We start from the raw sequence: 19,526 nt of genomic DNA on the forward strand, positions 1-19,526 counted from the left end.
TGCTGTCCGTGACGTGTGTGGTGTTCCCAGGGCGAGACATGCGATCTCCTTGAGTAAGGTAAGCCTAACCTAACCTACAACGGAGGTCTGGAGAACGTGCCTAACCAGTCGCGTCCCAAGGTCAAGAAGTCGCGTGCCCTCGGCATCGCCCTGACGCCGAAGGCTGTCAAGTACTTCGAAGCCCGCCCCTACCCGCCGGGCGAGCACGGCCGTGGCCGCAAGCAGAACTCGGACTACAAGGTCCGTCTGCTCGAGAAGCAGCGTCTGCGTGCGCAGTACGACATCAGCGAGCGCCAGATGGCGCGCGCCTACGACCGCGCCCGTAAGGCCGAGGGCAAGACGGGCGAGGCGCTGGTCGTCGAGCTCGAGCGCCGTCTCGACGCCCTGGTCCTGCGTTCGGGCATCGCCCGCACCATCTACCAGGCCCGCCAGATGGTCGTCCACGGCCACATCGAGGTCAACGGTGGCAAGGTCGACAAGCCGTCCTTCCGCGTGCGCCCCGACGACGTCGTGCAGGTCCGCGAGCGCAGCCGCTCCAAGGTCCCCTTCCAGGTGGCCCGTGAGGGTGGTTACGACACCGACGGCGAGACCCCGCGCTACCTCCAGGTGAACCTGAAGGCCCTGGCCTTCCGCCTGGACCGTGACCCGAACCGCAAGGAAATCCCGGTCATCTGCGACGAGCAGCTCGTCGTCGAGTACTACGCCCGCTGACGCAGGTGTAGCTCTCAGCCGAGCTCGGGCCCGCCCCTCCCTGGTGTACGGGAGGCGGCGGGCCTTCGCGTTTCCCCGGCCGCCCCGGTCCCGGATGATCCGGTTCTGGCGGCCCCGGCCCGGAGCGCCCGTGCCACCGCGGCCTGTGTGTCCAGCCGGCGGCCCGACTGCCGCTCCCCGTCGTACCGGGCGTCGCCGAGCTGCGCTCTGGCCCGTTCCTCGCACTCCGCCCGCGGTCTGCCGTAGTGGGCGGAGCCGAACAGCGGCAGGCCCACCGAGGGCCAGATCCGGTCGGCCGCCCCCTGCAGCACCGCGGCCTCTGCGGCGTCGCCCTCCGTCGCGGTGACGAGGGCCAGCAGTTCCAGGGACAGGACCGTGCCCAGCAGGTCGTGGAAGGCGTGCGTGATGGACAGCGACTCCGCGAGCATCCGGCGCGCCCGTCCGCCCAGCCCCGCCCGCAGGGCCGCGTAGCCCAGGACGTACAGCGCGTAGGCCAGGGTCCACCGCTCACCGTGGTCCTCGCAGATCTCCCGGACCTCGTCGCAGATCACCGTGGCCGCTTCCAGGTCGCCGCGGAAGGCCACGGCCATGCCCAGTTCGACCTGCGCCATCAGTACGTTGCTGTTCAGCTCGCCGATCTCCCGGTAGCGCCCCAGCGCCTCGCGCAGCAGGTCCTCGGCCCGGGCAGGGTCGTCCGTGACGATCGAGAGGCAGCCCGTGCGGTGCACGGCGTAGGCCACGGCGGTGGCGTCCCCCGAGCGTTCTCCCTCCTCGCGGCACTCCTGCAGGGCCGACACCGCTCCCACCGGGTCCCCCTGCAGCACCGCGACGTATCCCAGGACCCACAGGGCCTTCAGCCGCGAGTGGTCGTAGGGGGACTCCTCCTCCAGGACGTGGTCCAGCCAGTGACGGCCCTCGGCGAGACGTCCGCAGCCCGCCCAGTAGAACCACAGGGTGCCCGCCAGGTACTGCGCGAGATGGACCTCCTCCGGGTTCTCCATCGAGCACTCCATCGCTCTGCGGAGATTGGGCAGTTCACTGTCGATCCGCGCCGCGGCCTCCGCCTGCCTGGGGCCGAACCAGTCGAGTTCGCACCACGTCGCGAGGCCCAGGTACCAGTCACGGTGCCTGCGGCGCAGCCGATCGGCGTCCCCGGTCGCCCCCAGCCACTCGGCGCCGTACTCCCGCACCGTGTCCAGCAGCCGGTAGCGGCTGCCGGCGGCCGAGTCCTCGCGCATCACCACGGACTGCGTCAGCAGTTCGTCGAGCACGTCGAGCACGGAGTCGGCGGGCAGGCCCGGACCGCTGCAGATGTACTCGACGGCCTCGAGGTCGAACTGCCCGGCGAACACCGAGAGCCGCGCCCACAGCAGCCGCTGCTCCGGAGCGCACAGCTCATGGCTCCAGCCGATGGCCGTACGGAGCGTCTGGTGCCGGGGGAGTGCGCTGGGGCTGCCACCGGTCAAGAGCCGGAAACGGTCGTCGAGGCGGTGCAGGACCTGCTCCGTCGTCAGAGCCCGCAGCCGTCCGGCGGCGAGCTCCAGGGCGAGCGGGATGCCGTCGAGGCGACGGCAGACTTCCCGCGCCGTCTCTCGTTCCCCGTCGGAAGGCCGGAAGCCCGGGCGCACCGCGGACGCGCGCCGGACGAAGAGTTCCAGGGCGTCGTCGTCCGTCATCGGCATCAGCGGGAAGGCGACTTCGCCGTCCACCCGCAGGGGCCTGCGGCCGGCCGCCAGCACCCGGAGGCCGGGCGCCCGGCGCAGCAGTTCCCGCACGAGTGACGCGCACGGGCCGGCGAGATGCTCGAACCCGTCGATGACGAGCAGGAGCCGGCGCTCCGCACAGTGCTCGGCCAGCACCGCGCGAGGTGACCTGCTGGTGTGGTCGGTGAGCCCCAGTGCGTCGACCAGGGCGTGCACGAGAAGCCCTGGGTCGTGGACGTCGGACAGCTCGGCGATCCATACGCCGTCGCAGTACCGTTTCTCCATCAGAGCGGCTGCCCGGGCGGTGACACGGCTCTTGCCGACACCGGCCACCCCCACCACGGTGACGAGTCTGGACTCGTCCAGCAGCGACTCGAGTTCGGCCAGTTCCGCGTCACGTCCCACGAAGGTGTTCAGCTCCGCCGGGAGATTGCCGCGTACGGGGGCGGGCTCCGTACCGTCGGGCGTGGGGCAGGGGAGCTGAGGGCGTCGCATGAAACACGCAGAGTACTGGCACGCGAGCTCTCCGTACAATCTCCCCGCTTCCGCGGACCGTGGCCGCCCTCCCCTAATGCGGTACGGCGTGCGACGCCCGGCGCGATAGGCTCGGGGGGACGACGATCGGCAGAGGTGGCAGGAAGCGCCGGCCGGCCGGCGGCAGGCAGACACCGGCGGGGAGAGGGTCCCCGCCGATGCGGGCGACGAGCAGAGAGCGGTGCACTGTGTCCGGTGGAGAGGTGGCCGGCATCCTGGTGGCTGTCTTCTGGGCGATCCTGGTTTCCTTCCTCGCGGTGGTACTCGTGAGGCTGGCGCAGACGCTCAGGGCGACCACCGCGCTGGTGGCGGACGTGACGGAGCAGGCTGTCCCGCTGCTCGCCGACGCCTCCGCCACGCTGCGTTCCGCGCAGACACAGCTGGACAAGGTCGACGCCATCGCCAGTGACGTCCAGGAGGTCACCTCCAACGCCTCGGCGCTCTCCACCACCGTCGCGTCGACGTTCGGCGGCCCGCTGGTGAAGGTCGCGGCGTTCGGCTACGGCGTGCGGCAGGCGATCGGCCGCCGTGCCACGCCCGCCCCGGAGCCCGCCCGCGCCGTGATCGTCGGCCGTACCGTGCCGTTGGCCCGCGTCAGGAAGCGGAACGGCCGAAGCTCCCGCGGACAGAAGGACTGACCCAGCGATGTTCCGCCGTACGTTCTGGTTCACCGCCGGCGCAGCCGCCGGCGTCTGGGCCACCACCAAGGTCAACCGCAAGATCCGGCAGCTGACCCCCGAGAGCCTCGCGGCGCAGGCCGCCGACAAGGCGATCGAGGCGGGCCACAAGCTCAAGGACTTCGCTCTCGACGTGCGTGAGGGCATGGTCAGGCGCGAAGCCGAACTGGGCGGGGCTCTCGGTATCGAAGCTCCTGCCGACCCCGGACTCGTCGCCCACCGCACACTCCCCTACAACTCGAACAACCGGAATGAGGACCACTGATGGAGTCGGCTGAAATTCGTCGCCGCTGGCTGAGCTTCTTCGAGGAGCGCGGTCACACCGTCGTGCCTTCGGCGTCGCTCATCGCGGACGACCCGACTCTGCTGCTGGTCCCCGCGGGCATGGTCCCCTTCAAGCCGTACTTCCTCGGCGAGGTCAAGCCGCCCGCCCCGCGCGTCACCAGCGTGCAGAAGTGCGTCCGCACGCCGGACATCGAAGAGGTCGGCAAGACCACCCGGCACGGCACGTTCTTCCAGATGTGCGGCAACTTCTCCTTCGGCGACTACTTCAAGGAAGGCGCCATCGAGTTCGCCTGGGCGGCGCTCACGAACTCCGTGGAGGAGGGCGGCTTCGGCCTCGACCCCGAGCGCCTGTGGATCACGGTCTACCTGGACGACGACGAGGCCGAGCAGATCTGGCGCGAGAAGATCGGTGTCCCCGCCGAGCGGATCCAGCGCCTGGGCAAGAAGGACAACTTCTGGTCCATGGGCGTCCCCGGGCCCTGCGGCCCCTGCTCCGAGATCAACTACGACCGCGGCCCCGAGTTCGGCGTCGAGGGTGGTCCGGCGGTCAACGACGAGCGCTACGTGGAGATCTGGAACCTCGTCTTCATGCAGTACGAGCGGGGCGCCGGCGACGGCAAGGAGGACTTCCCGATCCTCGGTGACCTGCCGTCGCAGAACATCGACACGGGGCTCGGCCTCGAGCGGCTCGCCATGATCCTGCAGGGCGTGCAGAACATGTACGAGACCGACACCCTGCGCGTCGTCATGGACAAGGCCACCGAGCTCACCGGTGTGCGCTACGGCGCCGACCAGGGTTCCGACGTCTCGCTGCGCGTCGTCGCCGACCACGTACGCACCTCTGTGATGCTCATCGGTGACGGCGTCACCCCCGGCAACGAGGGCCGCGGCTACGTCCTGCGCCGCATCATGCGCCGCGCCATCCGCAACATGCGGCTGATGGGCGCCACCGGCCCGGTCGTCCGTGAGCTCGTCGACGTCGTCGTCGACACCATGGGGCAGCAGTACCCGGAGCTGATCACCGACCGCAAGCGCATCGAGACCGTCGCCCTGGCCGAGGAGGCCGCCTTCCTCAAGGCCCTCAAGGGCGGCACGAACATCCTCGACACCGCCGTCACCGAGACCAAGGCCGCCGGCGGCAAGGTCCTGGCCGGCGACAAGGCGTTCCTGCTGCACGACACCTGGGGCTTCCCGATCGACCTCACGCTCGAGATGGCCGCCGAACAGGGCCTCTCGGTCGACGAGGACGGCTTCCGCCGCCTGATGAAGGAGCAGCGCGAGCGCGCCAAGGCCGACGCCAAGGCGAAGAAGACCGGTCACGCCGACCTGTCCGCCTACCGTGAGGTCGCCGACCGTTCGGGAGTCACGGAGTTCACCGGCTACGCCAGCATCGAGGGCGAGTCGAAGATCGTCGGTCTGCTCGTCGACGGCGTGCCCTCGCCCGCCGCCACGGAGGGCGACGAGGTCGAGGTCGTCCTCGACCGCACCCCGTTCTACGCCGAGGGCGGTGGACAGCTCGCCGACCAGGGCCGGATCAAGCTCGACAGCGGTGCCGTCATCCAGGTCCGGGACGTGCAGCAGCCGGTACCGGGCGTCTCCGTGCACAAGGGTTCGGTCCAGGTCGGCGAGGTGACGGTCGGCGCCTCCGCCTACGCCGCCATCGACAACACCCGTCGTCGTGCCATCGCCCGCGCCCACAGCGCCACGCACCTCACGCACCAGGCGCTGCGCGACGCCCTCGGCCCGACGGCCGCCCAGGCCGGTTCGGAGAACTCGCCGGGCCGGTTCCGGTTCGACTTCGGTTCGCCCGCCGCCGTGCCCGGCACGGTCCTCACCGACGTCGAGCAGAAGATCAACGAGGTCCTCTCGCGGGAACTCGACGTCCAGGCCGAAGTCATGTCCATCGACGACGCCAAGAAGCAGGGCGCCATCGCGGAGTTCGGCGAGAAGTACGGCGAGCGGGTCCGCGTCGTCACCATCGGCGACTTCTCCAAGGAGCTGTGCGGCGGCACGCACGTCGGCAACACCGCCCAGCTGGGCCTGGTGAAGCTGCTCGGCGAGTCCTCCATCGGCTCCGGTGTGCGACGCATCGAGGCCCTGGTCGGCGTGGACGCGTACAACTTCCTCGCCAAGGAGCACACGGTCGTCGCCCAGCTCCAGGAGCTGCTCAAGGGCCGTCCCGAGGAGCTCCCCGAGAAGATCTCCGGCATGCTCGGCAAGCTGAAGGACGCCGAGAAGGAGATCGAGAAGTTCCGCGCGGAGAAGGTGCTCGCCGCCGCCGCCGGGCTCGTGGAGTCGGCCAAGGACGTACGCGGCGTCGCCCTCGTGACCGGGCAGGTGCCGGACGGCACCACGGCCGACGACCTGCGCAAGCTGGTCCTCGACGTGCGCGGACGCATCCAGGGTGGCCGGCCGGCCGTCGTGGCCCTGTTCACCACGGCCAACGGCCGCCCGCTGACGGTCATCGCCACCAACGAGGCGGCCCGCGAGCGTGGCCTCAAGGCCGGTGACCTGGTCCGCACCGCCGCCAAGACCCTCGGTGGCGGTGGCGGCGGCAAGCCGGACGTCGCCCAGGGCGGCGGGCAGAACCCGGACGCCATCGGTGACGCCGTCGCCGCTGTCGAACGCCTCGTCACCGAGACGGCGTGACGCCGGTCATGTCGCAGATGCGCCGAGGACGCCGACTCGCGATCGATGTCGGCGATGCCCGGATCGGGGTCGCCTCGTGCGACCCCGACGGGATCCTCGCCACGCCGGTGGAGACCGTGCCGGGACGCGACGTCCCGGCCGCCCACCGGCGGCTCGGCCAGATCGTCGAGGAGTACGAGCCGATCGAGGTCATCGTCGGGCTGCCCCGCTCCCTCGGGGGCGGGGAGGGCCCGGCGGCCGCGAAGGTCCGCGCGTTCGCCCAGGTGTTCGCCCGTGCCGTCGCACCGATTCCTGTACGTCTCCTGGACGAGAGGATGACCACAGTGACGGCCACTCAAGGGCTGCGCGCTTCGGGCGTGAAGTCCAAGAAGGGCCGGTCTGTCATCGATCAGGCTGCCGCTGTGGTGATCCTTCAGAACGCTCTGGAGTCCGAACGGGCGTCAGGCAGCGCTCCGGGCGAGGGCGTCGAAGTGGTTGTCTGATCGCGATACGGTAACGTTCCGCGCGATGCGGCGGTGTTCGAACAGGCACCGCACAGCAAAGCGAAGAGACGGAGCGTCGTCTCGCGGCTCAAGGGGATCGATGACTGAGTATGGCCGGGGCCCCGGCTCCGAACCGTGGCATCCGGAGGACCCCTTGTACGGGGACCAGGGATGGGGCCACCAGGCCGCCCACGGCCAGGGCCAGGGCCAGTACGAAGGCCAGCAGTCCGGCCAGGGCCAGCACGACGGCCGGCAGCAGCCCTACGCGCAGGACCCGTACGCCCAGCAGGGCTACCAGCAGGACCCGTACGCGCAGCAGCCGCAGCAGCAGGACCCGTACGCCCAGCAGCAGCACCAGCAGCCGCAGCAGCACGACCCGTACGCGCAGCAGCACCAGCACCAGCCTCAGCAGTACGGGTCCCCGCAGGATCCTTACGCCCAGCCGCAGCAGCCGCACTACGACGGCGGCTGGGACACGGGCCAGCAGGCGGCCATGCCGTACGGGGCCCAGCATCAGCCCGAGTACGGCAACACCCCCGGCGGCTACGGCGACCAGGGTGACCACTACGCAACCCCCGAGGCCTATCCGCCGCCGCAGCCCCCGGGGCGCCGCGAGGAGCCCGCGCAGCAGAAGAACCCGGACTGGGACCCGGAGGTGCCGCAGGAGGAGACGCATCCTTTCTTCACCGGTGCCGACGAGCCGGCCGACACCCGTGACTCCCGTTCCCGCTCCCGGGAAGACGCCGAGCGCGACGAGGACGACCACGACGACGACCCGCGCGAGTCCCGCAGGGGCGGTGGCGAGCGCCGAGGCAAGGGCAAGAAGAAGAGCCGCAATGGCTGCGCCTGCCTGGGCGTGGCCGTGGTCCTCGTCGGAGGGCTCGGCGGGGTGGGCTACGTGGGCTACTCGTACTACCAGAACCAGTTCGGCGCGGCACCCGACTACGAAGGCAGCGGCACGGGATCGGTCGAGGTGGAGATCCCGGACGGCGCCCTGGGCAACGAGATCGCGAGCATTCTGAAGAAGGCGGGCGTCGTCAAGTCCGTCGATGCCTTCGTCTCCGCGCAGAACGGGAACCCCAAGGGGGGATCCCTGCAAGCCGGCGTCTACCTCCTGAAGAAGGAGATGTCTGCCGACAGCGCCATCGAATTGATGCTGAACCCGAAGAGTCAAAATGCTCTGGTCTTCCCGGAGGGTTCGATCTCGACCGAGATCTACGCGAAAATCGACAAGAGGCTCGGCTTGAAGGCGGGCACCACGGCAGGTGTCGCGAAGGCGAAGGCCGAGAGCCTCGGGCTGCCCGATTGGGCGGATGACGACCCGAAGGTGAAGGACCCGCTTGAGGGTTTCCTTTTCCCCGCAGCGTATGCCGTTCCCAAGGGTTCGAAGCCCGAGGACGTGCTGAAGAAGATGGTCACCAGGGCCAACAAGGAATACGGGAAGCTCGACCTCGAACAGAACGCGAAGAAGCTCAATCTGGATTCGCCGCTCGACGTCATCACCGTCGCGAGCCTTGTCCAGAAGGAGGGCAAGTACAAGCACGACTTCGACAAGGTTTCGAGGGTGGTGTACAACCGCCTCAAGCCGGACAACCTGGAAACCGTCGGCCGACTGGAATTCGACTCGACGATCAACTACATCCGCGCCGAGAGCACGCTGGACGTGGGTGCCGTCGATGCGTTGAGGGAGATCGACGATCCGTACAACACGTACAGGATCAAGGGACTTCCGCTCGGCCCTATTTCCAACCCGGGCGCGGATGCCCTGCACTCGGCGATCAGTCCCGCAGATGGCCCTTGGTATTACTTCGTCTCCGTGACCGAGGACAAGACGCTGTTCGCGGTGACCAACGCGGAGCACGAGCGCAACCGCGAGAAGTACCAAGAGAACCAGGCCAACCAGTGAGCGTCACCCGTCGGGCCGCCGTCCTCGGCTCGCCCATCGCGCATTCCCTCTCCCCGGTCCTCCACCGGGCCGCCTACACGGAGCTCGGCCTCGACCACTGGTCGTACGACCGCTTCGAGGTGGACGAGGCAGGACTCCCCGGCTTCGTCGAGGGTCTGGACTCCACCTGGGCCGGGCTCTCCCTGACGATGCCGCTCAAGCGGGCGATCATGCCGATGCTGGACGGGATCAGCGACACCGCCGCGTCCGTCGAGGCCGTCAACACGGTGGTCCTCACCGAGGACGGCCGGCGGCTCGGCGACAACACGGACATCCCCGGAATGGTCGCCGCCCTGCGCGAACGAGGCGTGGAGAAGGTCGGGACGGCGGCTGTCCTCGGCGCAGGGGCGACGGCGTCCTCCGCGCTGGCGGCTCTCGCGGAGATCTGCACCGGGCCGGTCACGGCCTACGTGCGCAGCGAGGCCCGGGCCGACGAGATGCGCGGCTGGGGCCGACGGCTCGGCGTCGACGTCAGGGTCGCGGACTGGGCCGAGGCCGATGAGGCCCTGCGTGCGCCCCTGGTGATCGCCACCACCCCGGCCGGCACCACGGACGCCCTCGCCGGCGCCGTCCCGTCGGCGCCGGGCACGCTCTTCGACGTCCTTTACGATCCCTGGCCGACCGCGCTGGCCTCGCGCTGGGGGGCGACCGGAGCGGGTGTCGTGGGAGGCCTCGATCTCCTGGTGCACCAGGCGGTCCTTCAGGTGGAGCAGATGACGGGCCTGGACGCACCTCTCGCCGTCATGCGCGCGGCGGGCGAGGCGGCGCTCGCGGCGCGGACTCACTGATTCTCGCCAGTTGATGGCCTGATCGATCTGCTCCCGCCACGCCGGTGCGCACTTTCACTACGCTCCTCGGCGGAGGCGGCACGAGCGTGCCGCCGGGGAGGGTTCCATGCGCAGACCGATTGCCAGAGCCGCCGCGATAGCTGCCGCAGCGTTCGCACTGCTCGTGACCGGGACCGGGGTCGCCAGTGCGTCCACGCCCGCCCAGAAGGCTGTTTCGGCCTGCGGGTCGAGCTACTACGTGCAGCGGCAGTATTCGCTGGGCCTGGGACAGAACGTCACGGTGTTCCTGCTCTACAGCTCGTCCACCGGCAACAACTGCGTGGTCACGGTCAAGCACGAGAACGCGGGTGCCTACTACGGCACCGCCACCGGGCTCGGCGCGGGGATCCAGGCCGAGGGCGGCTCGATGAAGAAGGACGACGACGACTACAAATACTACGCGGGTCCGGTGTATCTGAACGCCCCGGGCAAGTGCGTCCGCTTCTGGGCGCACTACCAGGAGATCGGCGCCTCCAGCATCCGCGACTGGTACCACACCAGCACCTACTCGAACTGCGGCTGACGATCCGCACCGGCTCCGGTCCCGACTCCCGGCCCCGGGAGACGGGACCGCGGCGTCCGCCCCCTGGACCGGCGGCAGGGAATCGTCCCTGATCGTGGGAGGATCGAGGGCGGCGGGCCAGGGCCGCGCACCCGGTCGCGCCGTTGCAGTTACAGGCGCGAGCATGAGGAGCACCGTTGAGCAGGTTGCGCTGGCTGACCGCCGGAGAGTCGCACGGCCCCGCACTGGTGGCGACGCTGGAGGGTCTTCCCGCCGGTATTCCCGTCACCACGGAGATGGTGGCGGACGCGCTCGCCCGGCGACGGCTCGGTTACGGGCGCGGCGCCCGGATGAAGTTCGAGAGGGACGAGGTCACCTTCCTCGGCGGTGTCCGGCACGGCCTCACCATGGGATCTCCGGTCGCCGTCATGGTGGGCAACACCGAGTGGCCCAAGTGGGAACAGGTGATGTCGGCCGACCCGGTCGACCCCGACGTACTGGCCGAGCAGGCGCGCAACGCCCCGCTGACCCGCCCCCGCCCCGGCCACGCCGACCTGGCGGGCATGCAGAAGTACGGCTTCGACGAGGCCCGCCCGGTCCTGGAGCGCGCCAGCGCCCGGGAGACCGCGGCCCGGGTCGCCCTCGGCGCCGTGGCCCGCTCCTACCTCAAGGAGACCGCGGGCATCGAGATCGTCTCGCACGTCGTCGAGCTGGCCGCGGCCAAGGCGCCCTACGGTGTCTACCCGAAGCCCTCCGACGTCGAGCGGCTCGACGCCGACCCCGTGCGCTGCCTGGACGCCGAGGCGTCGAAGGCGATGGTCGAGGAGATCGACCAGGCCCACAAGGACGGCGACACCCTCGGGGGAGTCGTCGAGGTGCTCGCCTACGGCGTCCCCGTCGGCCTCGGCTCGCACGTCCACTGGGACCGCAGGCTCGACGCCCGCCTCGCAGCCGCGCTGATGGGCATCCAGGCCATCAAGGGTGTCGAGGTCGGCGACGGCTTCGACCTCGCCCGGGTGCCCGGCTCCAAGGCGCACGACGAGATCGTGGCCACCCCGGACGGCATCAGGCGCACCTCCGGCCGCTCCGGCGGCACCGAAGGCGGGCTGACCACCGGTGAGCTGCTGCGGGTCCGCGCCGCCATGAAGCCCATCGCCACCGTGCCCCGCGCGCTCGCCACCGTCGACGTCGTGACCGGCGAGGCGGCCAAGGCCCATCACCAGCGTTCCGACGTGTGCGCCGTCCCGGCCGCCGGGATCGTCGCCGAGGCGATGGTCGCCCTGGTGCTGGCCGACGCCGTCGCGGAGAAGTTCGGCGGCGACAGCGTGGCCGAGACCCACCGCAACGTGCAGTCGTACCTCTCCCACCTCCAGATCCGGTGAGCGCCCCCCTGATCGTCCTGGTCGGCCCGATGGGGGTCGGCAAGTCGACCGTGGGCGAACTGCTCGCCGACCGGCTCGGGACCACGTATCGCGACACCGACGCGGACGTCGTGGCCGCGGCCGGCAAGTCGATCGCGGAGATCTTCTTCGACGAGGGCGAGGAGCGGTTCCGCTCCCTGGAGCGCCGGGCGGTCCGGGACGCGGTCGCCGAGCATCCGGGCGTTCTCGCGCTCGGCGGCGGTGCCGTGCTCGACGGGACGACCCGCGGGCTCCTGGCCGGCCACCGGGTCGTCTACCTGTCGATGGACGTCGACGAGGCGGTCAGGAGGGTCGGGCTGAACACCGCCCGCCCCCTGCTCGCCGTCAACCCGCGGCGGCAGTGGCGTGAACTCATGGACGCCAGGCGCCATCTGTACGAGGACGTGGCCGGCGTGACCGTGGCCACCGACGAACACACCCCCGAAGAGGTCGCCCAGGCGGTCCTCGACGCGACAGGACTGCCGGAACGGACGGCCGCGGCCGTGCCGGCCGGCCAGGAGAACCACACGATGACCGAGCAGGGCACCACCCGTATCCAGATCGCCGGCACGGCAGGCACCGACCCGTACGAGGTGCTCGTCGGCCGCCAGCTACTCGGCGAGCTGCCGAACCTCATCGGCGACCAGGCCAAGCGGGTCGCCGTCCTGCACCCCGAGGCGCTCGCCGAGACCGGTGAGGCGGTCCGCGAGGACCTCGCGTCCCAGGGCTACGAGGCCATCGCGATCCAGCTGCCGAACGCCGAGGAGGCCAAGACCGTCGAGGTCGCCGCCTACTGCTGGAAGGCACTCGGCCAGACCGGCTTCACCCGCACCGACGTCATCGTCGGGGTCGGCGGCGGCGCCACCACCGATGTCGCCGGGTTCGTCGCCGCGTCCTGGCTGCGCGGGGTCCGCTGGATCGCCGTTCCGACGACGGTACTCGCCATGGTCGACGCCGCGGTCGGCGGCAAGACCGGCATCAACACCGCCGAGGGCAAGAACCTCGTCGGTGCCTTCCACCCGCCGGCCGGGGTGCTCTGCGACCTCGCCGCCCTGGACTCGCTGCCCGTCCACGACTACGTCTCCGGCATGGCCGAGATCATCAAGGCCGGTTTCATCGCCGATCCCGTGATCCTCGACCTCGTCGAGGCCGACCCGGAAGGCGCCCGTACGCCCGCCGGACCGCACACCGCGGAGCTGATCGAGCGCTCCATCCGGGTCAAGGCCGACGTCGTCTCCAGCGACCTCAAGGAGTCCGGCCTCCGGGAGATCCTCAACTACGGGCACACACTGGCCCACGCCATCGAGAAGAACGAGCGCTACAAGTGGCGCCACGGCGCGGCCGTCTCGGTCGGCATGGTGTTCGCCGCGGAGCTGGGCCGGCTCGCCGGACGTCTCGACGACGCCACCGCCGACCGGCACCGCGCCGTCCTGGAGGCCGTCGGGCTGCCGCTCACCTACCGCGGTGACCAGTGGCCCAAGCTGCTGGAGAACATGAAGGTCGACAAGAAGTCCCGCGGCGACCTGCTGCGCTTCATCGTCCTGGACGGCATCGGCAAGCCCACCGTCCTGGAGGGCCCCGACCCGGCCGTGCTGCTCGCCGCCTACGGGGAGGTCTCCGCGTGACGGCCCGCAGGGTCCTCGTGCTCAACGGGCCGAACCTTGGCCGTCTCGGCTCCCGCGAGCCCGATGTCTACGGTGCGACCTCCTACGCCGGTCTCGTCGAGGCCTGCCAGGTCCTCGGCAAGGAGCTCGGCTTCGACGTCGAGGTCCGCGAGACCAACGACGAGGGCGAGCTGATCCGCTGGCTCCACGAGGCGGCAGACGGTTCGATTCCGGTCGTTCTCAACCCGGGTGCCTTCACGCACTATTCGTACGGAATGCGCGACGCGGCAGCCCAGCGCACCGCCCCGCTGATCGAGGTGCACATCTCGAATCCGTACGCACGGGAGGAATTCCGCCACACCTCGGTGGTCGCACCGGTGGCCACCGGGACCGTGGCCGGGTTCGGCATCGGATCCTACCGGCTGGCCCTGAGGGCCCTCGCGGACGAACTGACGGACTGACACCGGGCACTTCGTACCTTCCCCGCCCGTTCACCGCATGGCCGCCGGGGAAGGTACGGTTGCCGTCGATCAGCGCCAAATGCCTGTACGAGACGGAGTGGCACCGGATGCAGCACGCAGTGGGGGCCCCGCTGCCGCCGCCCCAGGGTTCCGGGAACGGACCGTGGACGACGCAGGCACAGCACTCAGCCCATCCCGGCCCGCCGGGGCCGCCTCTTCCTCCCCCGGCGCCCGGCCATCAGCCGCCGGCGCCCCAGCACGCCCCGGTGCCTCCCTCAAGGGAGACCACCGGGCACGTCCAGCTGCCGCCCGGCGGCCCCGTTCCGCTGCCCGCCCCTCCCGCGGAGCCCGGGACCGGGGCCGCGACCCTGGCCGTGCTCCTCATCGGGCCCGCCGGAGCCGGCAAGACCACGGTCGCCAAGCTCTGGGCGGGCCGCCGCCGCGTCCCCACCGCGCACGTGTCCCTGGACGACGTCCGCGAGTGGGTCTGCTCCGGCTTCGCGGACCCCCAGGCCGGATGGAACGACCACTCCGAGGCCCAGTACCGGCTGGCCCGGCGTACCTGCGGCTTCGCCGCCCGTAACTTCCTCGCCAACGGCATCTCCTGCATCCTCGACGACGCGGTCTTCCCCGACCGGCCGGTCGTCGGTCTCGGCGGCTGGAAACGCCATGTGGGCCCCGGGCTCCTGCCCGTGGTCCTCCTGCCCGGTCTGGAGGTCGTCCTGGAGCGGAACGCGGCCCGCAGCGGGAACCGCAGGCTCTCCGACGAGGAGGTCGCCCGTATCCACGGCCGGATGGCCGGCTGGTACGGCTCCGGCCTGCCCATCATCGACAACTCCACCTACGACGTCGAGACGACCGCGCGGGTCCTCGACGACGTCCTCGCCCGCTCCATAGCCAGTCCGCCCGCCTGGTAGCGGCCCCCGCTTTCCCGGTCGGGTGCGCTGACCGGGCGGGGCCCCGCCCGCGCTCGTACGCTCGGACACATGTCAGAGGTGTACGCCGTCCGACGCGGGCTGCTGCGGGACCGGTTCGCCGCCGCCGGATCCGCGGCCGCCCTGGTCTCCCGCCCCGCCAACGTCCGCTATCTCGCGGGCGGGGCCCCGCCCGGTGCCGTGCTGCTGCTCGGCCCCGGCGAGGACGTCCTGCTCTGCCCACGGGCACCGGCCGGGGACCCACCCCACGGTCGCCCCGACGAGCAGCTGAGGCTGACCGTCCTGCCGGACGACGACGGCGACCCGGTCGTCGCGGCGGCCGGCCTCGCCGGCGGCCTGCACGCCGACTCCCTCGCGGTCGAGGAGCACGACCTGACGGTCGCCCGCCACCGTGCCATGGCCGCCGCGGCCCCACGCCTGCGCCTCTGCGACCTCGGCAGCACCGTCGAACAGCTGCGTCTGGTGAAGGACGAGGAGGAGATCGCCTGCCTGCGGATCGCCGCGGAGATCACCGACCAGGCCCTCGGCGAGCTCCTCGAATCCATCCTGGTCGGGCGCACCGAACGCCACCTCGCCCTGGAGCTGGAGCGCAGGCTGGTGGACCACGGTGCCGACGGCCCGGCCTTCGCGACCTCCGTCGGCACGGGCCCCCACTCGGGGCAGGGCCGTCACCGGCCCACCGACCGCAGGGTCGAGGAAGGCGATTTCCTTTCCGTCGGTCTGGGAGCGAACTACCGCGGCTACCGCTGCGAGATCGGCCGGACCTTCGTCATCGGCACCAGTCCCGCCGACTGGCAGATCGAGCTCTACGACCTTGTTTTCGCCGCTCAGAAGGCCGGACGGGAGGCCCTGGTGCCCGGAGCCGCCTACCGTGACGTGGACCGCGCGGCCAGGCATCTGCTGGACTCCGCGGGCCACTCGGACGGCCTCCCGCCCAGCACCGGGCACGGTGTCGGACTGGAAATCGACGAGGACCCGCAGTTGGCACCGACAGCCATGGGTAAACTGGACGCTTGCGTGCCGGTCACCGTCGAACCGGGGGTCCACCTCCCGGGCCGGGGCGGTGTCCGGATCGATGACACGCTCGTCGTACGCCCCGAGGCGGACGGCGGACCCGAGCTACTCACCATTACGACCAAGGAGCTGCTCGCGCTCTAGGGGGAACCTCTCGCGGGGACCCCGGCGCGCATCCTTTGTCGTCCACCAGCTTCAGTCCAGGAGATTCCGCAACCGTGGCTTCCACGAACGACCTCAAGAACGGCCTGGTGCTCAAGCTCGACGGAGGCCAGCTCTGGTCCGTCGTCGAGTTCCAGCACGTCAAGCCCGGCAAGGGCCCCGCCTTCGTGCGCACCAAGCTCAAGAACGTGCTCTCCGGCAAGGTCGTCGACAAGACGTTCAACGCCGGCGTGAAGGTCGAAACGGCCACCATCGACCGCCGGGACATGCAGTTCTCGTACATGGACGGCGAGTACTTCGTCTTCATGGACATGGACACGTACGACCAGCTCATGGTCGACCGCAAGTCCGTCGGCGACGCCGCCAACTTCCTGATCGAGGGCTTCACCGCCTCCGTCGCCCAGCACGAGGGCGAGGTGCTCTACGTCGAGCTGCCCGCCGCGGTCGAGCTGACCATCCAGCACACCGACCCGGGTGTCCAGGGCGACCGCTCCACCGGTGGCACCAAGCCCGCCACCCTGGAGACCGGCTACGAGATCGGCGTCCCGCTCTTCATCACCACCGGCGAGAAGATCAAGGTCGACACCCGCTCGGGCGACTACCTCGGCCGGGTGAACAGCTAACCGTGGCTGCCCGGAACAAGGCCCGCAAGCGCGCCTTCCAGATCCTCTTCGAGGCCGACCAGCGCGGCGAGTCCGTGCAGACGGTCCTCGCGGACTGGGTACGGCTCTCGCGGACCGACGACCGCCAGCCGCCGGTCGGCGAATTCACGATGGAGCTGGTCGAGGGGTACGCGCAGTACGCGGACCGGATCGACGACCTCATCGTCACCTACGCCGTGGACTGGGAGATCGACCGCATGCCGGTCGTCGACCGGAGCATCCTCAGGCTCGGCGCGTACGAGCTGGTCTGGATGGACTCCACCCCGGACGCCGTGGTGATCGACGAGGCGGTCCAGCTCGCCAAGGAGTTCTCCACCGACGACTCCCCGGCTTTCGTGAACGGCCTGCTGGCCCGGTTCAAGGACCTCAAGCCGAATCTCCGCCGGGAGCAGTGATCCCCGGCGGCGTCGCGCCGCACGAAGGGCCCACGGTCGATGCGACCGTGGGCCCTTCGGCGTCCCGGCACCCGGTACGGGCCCGGCAGGGGCACGAAAACGCCGGGTCGGCGGGGCCCGAAGGCCCCGCCGACCCGGCGTTACGTCTTCTGCGGAGCCGGTCAGCCCTCGTCGTGCGCGACCGCGCGACGCGCGTCGGCGTCCAGCACGCCCCAGCTGATCAGCTGCTCGGTCAGCACGGACGGCGACTGGTCGTAGATCACGGCCAGCGTGCGCAGGTCGTCCTGGCGGATCGAGAGCACCTTGCCGTTGTAGTCACCGCGCTGGCTCTGGATCGTCGCCGCGTAACGCTGCAGCGGTCCGGCCTTCTCCGGCGGCACGTGGGCCAGGCGCTCCAGGTCGAGGACCAGCTTCGGCGGCGGCTCGGCGGCGCCGCCGGGGGTCGTGCCGGGCAGGAGCTCCTGCACGGGGACGCCGTAGAAGTCGGCCAGCTCGGCAAGGCGCTGCACGGTCACGGCGCGGTCCCCGCGCTCGTAGGATCCGACCACGACGGCCTTCCAGCGACCCTGCGACTTCTCCTCCACGCCGTGGAGGGAGAGACCCTGCTGGGTGCGGATGGCGCGGAGCTTGGCCCCGAGCTGCTTTGCGTATTCGCTGGACATAAGGCTCCCCGGACGCTGGAACATTCTGCGGCTGGACCGCGTGGCTGGTAACTCACTGTGAGGTTACGCAGCGTTACATGGCTGCGTCAAGCCGAAAGGTCCGGACTGCCACCTTCCGGGGGTGGGGTCAGGGCCTCACGCAAGCCCTGGTAACGTGGATGACGCAATTTCGACGTCCTTTAACGTCCGTCCAGTGAGGCGGAGAAGGAGGTCCGTTTCTTATGGACGCACAGCATGACCACACCGGCAATGCGGCACGCCCCGTTCTCGAGGCTCCCGACATCGCCCGGGCACTGACCCGCATCGCCCACGAGATCGTCGAACGCGCCAAGGGCGCCGACGACGTGGTGCTGCTCGGCATCCCGACACGAGGGGTCTTCCTCGCGGGCCGACTGGCCGAAAAGCTCGAGGAGATCACCGGCCGGAAGACGCCGGTCGGGTCACTCGACATCACGATGTACCGCGACGACCTGCGGATGCGCCCCGCGCGCGCTCTGGCGCGCACCGAGATCCCCGGTGAGGGAATCGAGAACCGTCTCGTCGTCCTGGTCGACGACGTGCTCTTCTCCGGGCGCACGATCCGTGCCGCACTCGACGCGCTCGGCGACATCGGCCGTCCGCGTGCCGTACAGCTCGCGGTCCTCGTCGACCGCGGCCACCGCGAACTGCCGATCCGCGCCGACTACGTCGGCAAGAACCTCCCCACGTCGCTGCGGGAGACGGTCAGGGTCCAGCTCGCCGAGGAGGACGGCCGCGACGCCGTACTGCTCGGTGTCAAGCAGACCGCCCCGACGGGCGAGCGGTAGCCGAGTCACGTCCCGTGCGCGCCCCACCGGCCGCACGGCCGCTTCCGCACGCCCGCCTGCCTGATCCCTCCACCCTTCACGGAGACCCTCAGATGCTGCGCCCTCCCGGGGACAACCCCCGGACCCCCCGTCATCTCATCTCGGCCGCAGACCTCACCCGCGACGACGCCGTCCTGATCCTCGACACCGCCGAGGAGATGGCCAGGGTCGCGGACCGGCCGATCAAGAAACTCCCCACCCTGCGTGGACGAACGGTCGTCAACCTCTTCTTCGAGGACTCGACCCGTACCCGGATCTCCTTCGAGGCCGCCGCCAAGCGCCTCTCCGCCGACGTCATCAACTTCTCCGCGAAGGGCTCCTCCGTCTCCAAGGGCGAGTCCCTCAAGGACACCGCCCTGACCCTGGAGGCCATGGGCGCCGACGCCGTCGTCATCCGGCACGGCGCCTCCGGCGCCCCGTACCGCCTCGCGACCTCGGGATGGATCGACAGCGCCGTCGTCAACGCCGGTGACGGAACGCACGAGCACCCCACCCAGGCGCTGCTGGACGCGTTCACCATGCGCCGCCGGCTGGTCGGGCCCGACGCGGGGATCGGCCGCGACCTGGACGGCCGGCGGATCACGATCGTCGGCGACATCCTGCACAGCCGCGTGGCCCGCAGCAACGTCCACCTGCTGCACACGCTCGGCGCGCACGTCACCCTGGTCGCGCCGCCCACCCTCGTGCCGGTCGGCGTCGAGCGGTGGCCGTGCGACGTCAGCTACCGGCTCGACGACGTGCTGCCGAAGTCGGACGCGGTCATGATGCTCCGTGTGCAGCGTGAGCGGATGAACGCCGCCTACTTCCCGACCGAGCGCGAGTACTCCCGGCGCTACGGCCTGGACGGCGAGCGCATGGCGCGGATGCCCGAGCACGCCATCGTGATGCACCCCGGCCCGATGGTCCGCGGCATGGAGATCACGGCCGAGGTCGCCGACTCCGACCGCTGCACCGCCGTCGAACAGGTCGCGAACGGCGTCTCCACCCGCATGGCCGTCCTGTACCTGCTGCTGGGCGGTTCCGAGACCGCCCTGCCGTCCGCCGCCGCCCGTACCGAGGAGAACAAGTAAC

At 70.5% G+C, this 19,526-nt stretch carries 19 protein-coding genes; 17 read left to right on the forward strand and 2 right to left on the reverse strand.

Annotation, left to right across the window (positions count from 1 at the left end):
* Positions 1-96 precede the first annotated feature (96 nt).
* Entirely contained in the window at positions 97-711 is a 615-nt protein-coding gene (gene rpsD / locus IA22_RS0119490; RefSeq protein WP_014157362.1) for a 30S ribosomal protein S4, read from the forward strand.
* A 14-nt stretch (positions 712-725) separates the two neighbouring features.
* Here the strand turns inward: rpsD and IA22_RS0119495 are convergent, their stop codons facing one another.
* The gene (locus IA22_RS0119495; protein WP_030124303.1) at positions 726-2,909 is read right to left on the reverse strand and encodes an ATP-binding protein; all 2,184 of its coding nucleotides are present in this window, start codon (positions 2,907-2,909) and stop codon (positions 726-728) included.
* Positions 2,910-3,151: 242 nt separating this feature from the next.
* On the opposite strand from IA22_RS0119495, the gene IA22_RS0119500 reads away from it, so the two are divergent.
* The 14 genes from IA22_RS0119500 (at position 3,152) to nusB (ending at position 16,948) form a co-directional block, all read left to right on the forward strand.
* Positions 3,152-3,586 carry a DUF948 domain-containing protein gene (locus tag IA22_RS0119500; RefSeq protein ID WP_030124304.1) on the forward strand — a complete coding sequence of 145 codons (435 nt, stop codon included), beginning with the start codon at positions 3,152-3,154 and terminating at the stop codon, positions 3,584-3,586.
* A gap of 7 nt (positions 3,587-3,593) precedes the next feature.
* Positions 3,594-3,890 carry a hypothetical protein gene (locus IA22_RS0119505; protein WP_014157365.1) on the forward strand — a complete coding sequence of 99 codons (297 nt, stop codon included), beginning with the start codon at positions 3,594-3,596 and terminating at the stop codon, positions 3,888-3,890.
* Positions 3,890-6,559 carry an alanine--tRNA ligase gene (gene alaS / locus IA22_RS0119510; protein ID WP_015576388.1) on the forward strand — a complete coding sequence of 890 codons (2,670 nt, stop codon included), beginning with the start codon at positions 3,890-3,892 and terminating at the stop codon, positions 6,557-6,559. The genes IA22_RS0119505 and alaS overlap by 1 nt, the downstream gene beginning before the upstream one ends.
* A gap of 8 nt (positions 6,560-6,567) precedes the next feature.
* Positions 6,568-7,041: a Holliday junction resolvase RuvX gene (ruvX, locus tag IA22_RS0119515; protein WP_014157367.1), complete on the forward strand. Its 474-nt coding sequence runs from the start codon at positions 6,568-6,570 to the stop codon at positions 7,039-7,041.
* 100 nt (positions 7,042-7,141) lie between these two features.
* A complete protein-coding gene (gene mltG, locus IA22_RS0119520; RefSeq protein ID WP_030124305.1) occupies positions 7,142-8,947 on the forward strand; it encodes an endolytic transglycosylase MltG in 1,806 nt (601 codons plus the stop codon).
* Positions 8,944-9,774 carry a shikimate dehydrogenase gene (locus IA22_RS0119525; protein ID WP_015576385.1) on the forward strand — a complete coding sequence of 277 codons (831 nt, stop codon included), beginning with the start codon at positions 8,944-8,946 and terminating at the stop codon, positions 9,772-9,774. Before mltG ends, IA22_RS0119525 begins: the two co-directional genes overlap by 4 nt.
* A gap of 106 nt (positions 9,775-9,880) precedes the next feature.
* Complete coding sequence (locus IA22_RS0119530; protein WP_014157370.1) at positions 9,881-10,336, forward strand: hypothetical protein; 456 nt, start codon at positions 9,881-9,883, stop codon at positions 10,334-10,336.
* Positions 10,337-10,512: 176 nt separating this feature from the next.
* The gene (aroC, locus tag IA22_RS0119535; RefSeq protein WP_015576384.1) at positions 10,513-11,697 is read left to right on the forward strand and encodes a chorismate synthase; all 1,185 of its coding nucleotides are present in this window, start codon (positions 10,513-10,515) and stop codon (positions 11,695-11,697) included.
* Positions 11,694-13,340 carry a 3-dehydroquinate synthase gene (gene aroB / locus IA22_RS0119540; protein ID WP_081889848.1) on the forward strand — a complete coding sequence of 549 codons (1,647 nt, stop codon included), beginning with the start codon at positions 11,694-11,696 and terminating at the stop codon, positions 13,338-13,340. Before aroC ends, aroB begins: the two co-directional genes overlap by 4 nt.
* The gene (aroQ, locus tag IA22_RS0119545; protein WP_015576382.1) at positions 13,337-13,780 is read left to right on the forward strand and encodes a type II 3-dehydroquinate dehydratase; all 444 of its coding nucleotides are present in this window, start codon (positions 13,337-13,339) and stop codon (positions 13,778-13,780) included. The genes aroB and aroQ overlap by 4 nt, the downstream gene beginning before the upstream one ends.
* Before the next feature lie 107 nt (positions 13,781-13,887).
* The gene (locus tag IA22_RS34165) at positions 13,888-14,697 is read left to right on the forward strand and encodes a Pro-rich N-terminal domain-containing protein (RefSeq protein ID WP_014157374.1); all 810 of its coding nucleotides are present in this window, start codon (positions 13,888-13,890) and stop codon (positions 14,695-14,697) included.
* 69 nt (positions 14,698-14,766) lie between these two features.
* Positions 14,767-15,873, forward strand: a complete 1,107-nt coding sequence (locus tag IA22_RS0119555; protein ID WP_030124307.1) for a M24 family metallopeptidase — start codon at positions 14,767-14,769, stop codon at positions 15,871-15,873.
* A 74-nt stretch (positions 15,874-15,947) separates the two neighbouring features.
* A complete protein-coding gene (gene efp, locus IA22_RS0119560; protein WP_014157376.1) occupies positions 15,948-16,514 on the forward strand; it encodes an elongation factor P in 567 nt (188 codons plus the stop codon).
* Positions 16,515-16,516: 2 nt separating this feature from the next.
* Positions 16,517-16,948: a transcription antitermination factor NusB gene (gene nusB / locus IA22_RS0119565; protein WP_015576379.1), complete on the forward strand. Its 432-nt coding sequence runs from the start codon at positions 16,517-16,519 to the stop codon at positions 16,946-16,948.
* Positions 16,949-17,109: 161 nt separating this feature from the next.
* Here the strand turns inward: nusB and bldD are convergent, their stop codons facing one another.
* Positions 17,110-17,610, reverse strand: a complete 501-nt coding sequence (gene bldD, locus IA22_RS0119570) for a transcriptional regulator BldD (RefSeq protein WP_014157378.1) — start codon at positions 17,608-17,610, stop codon at positions 17,110-17,112.
* A 221-nt stretch (positions 17,611-17,831) separates the two neighbouring features.
* Here bldD and pyrR point away from each other — a divergent pair, with 221 nt between their 5' ends.
* Both pyrR and IA22_RS0119580 read left to right on the forward strand, forming a co-directional pair.
* A complete protein-coding gene (gene pyrR / locus IA22_RS0119575; RefSeq protein WP_014157379.1) occupies positions 17,832-18,416 on the forward strand; it encodes a bifunctional pyr operon transcriptional regulator/uracil phosphoribosyltransferase PyrR in 585 nt (194 codons plus the stop codon).
* A gap of 92 nt (positions 18,417-18,508) precedes the next feature.
* Positions 18,509-19,525: an aspartate carbamoyltransferase catalytic subunit gene (locus tag IA22_RS0119580; RefSeq protein WP_014157380.1), complete on the forward strand. Its 1,017-nt coding sequence runs from the start codon at positions 18,509-18,511 to the stop codon at positions 19,523-19,525.
* Position 19,526 lies beyond the last annotated feature (1 nt).

The organism is Kitasatospora papulosa (assembly GCF_000717245.1).
GTDB lineage: Bacteria > Actinomycetota > Actinomycetes > Streptomycetales > Streptomycetaceae > Streptomyces > Streptomyces papulosus.

Coding starts and splice junctions, on each gene's coding strand:
- alaS (WP_015576388.1), top strand. CDS start 3,890: ATGGAGTCGGCTGAAATTCGTCGCCGCTGGCTGAGCTTCTTCGAGGAG.
- IA22_RS34165 (WP_014157374.1), top strand. CDS start 13,888: ATGCAGCACGCAGTGGGGGCCCCGCTGCCGCCGCCCCAGGGTTCCGGG.
- mltG (WP_030124305.1), top strand. CDS start 7,142: ATGACTGAGTATGGCCGGGGCCCCGGCTCCGAACCGTGGCATCCGGAG.
- ruvX (WP_014157367.1), top strand. CDS start 6,568: ATGTCGCAGATGCGCCGAGGACGCCGACTCGCGATCGATGTCGGCGAT.
- IA22_RS0119505 (WP_014157365.1), top strand. CDS start 3,594: ATGTTCCGCCGTACGTTCTGGTTCACCGCCGGCGCAGCCGCCGGCGTC.
- IA22_RS0119530 (WP_014157370.1), top strand. CDS start 9,881: ATGCGCAGACCGATTGCCAGAGCCGCCGCGATAGCTGCCGCAGCGTTC.
- bldD (WP_014157378.1), bottom strand. CDS start 17,610: ATGTCCAGCGAATACGCAAAGCAGCTCGGGGCCAAGCTCCGCGCCATC.
- IA22_RS0119495 (WP_030124303.1), bottom strand. CDS start 2,909: ATGCGACGCCCTCAGCTCCCCTGCCCCACGCCCGACGGTACGGAGCCC.
- pyrR (WP_014157379.1), top strand. CDS start 17,832: ATGGACGCACAGCATGACCACACCGGCAATGCGGCACGCCCCGTTCTC.
- IA22_RS0119580 (WP_014157380.1), top strand. CDS start 18,509: ATGCTGCGCCCTCCCGGGGACAACCCCCGGACCCCCCGTCATCTCATC.
- IA22_RS0119555 (WP_030124307.1), top strand. CDS start 14,767: ATGTCAGAGGTGTACGCCGTCCGACGCGGGCTGCTGCGGGACCGGTTC.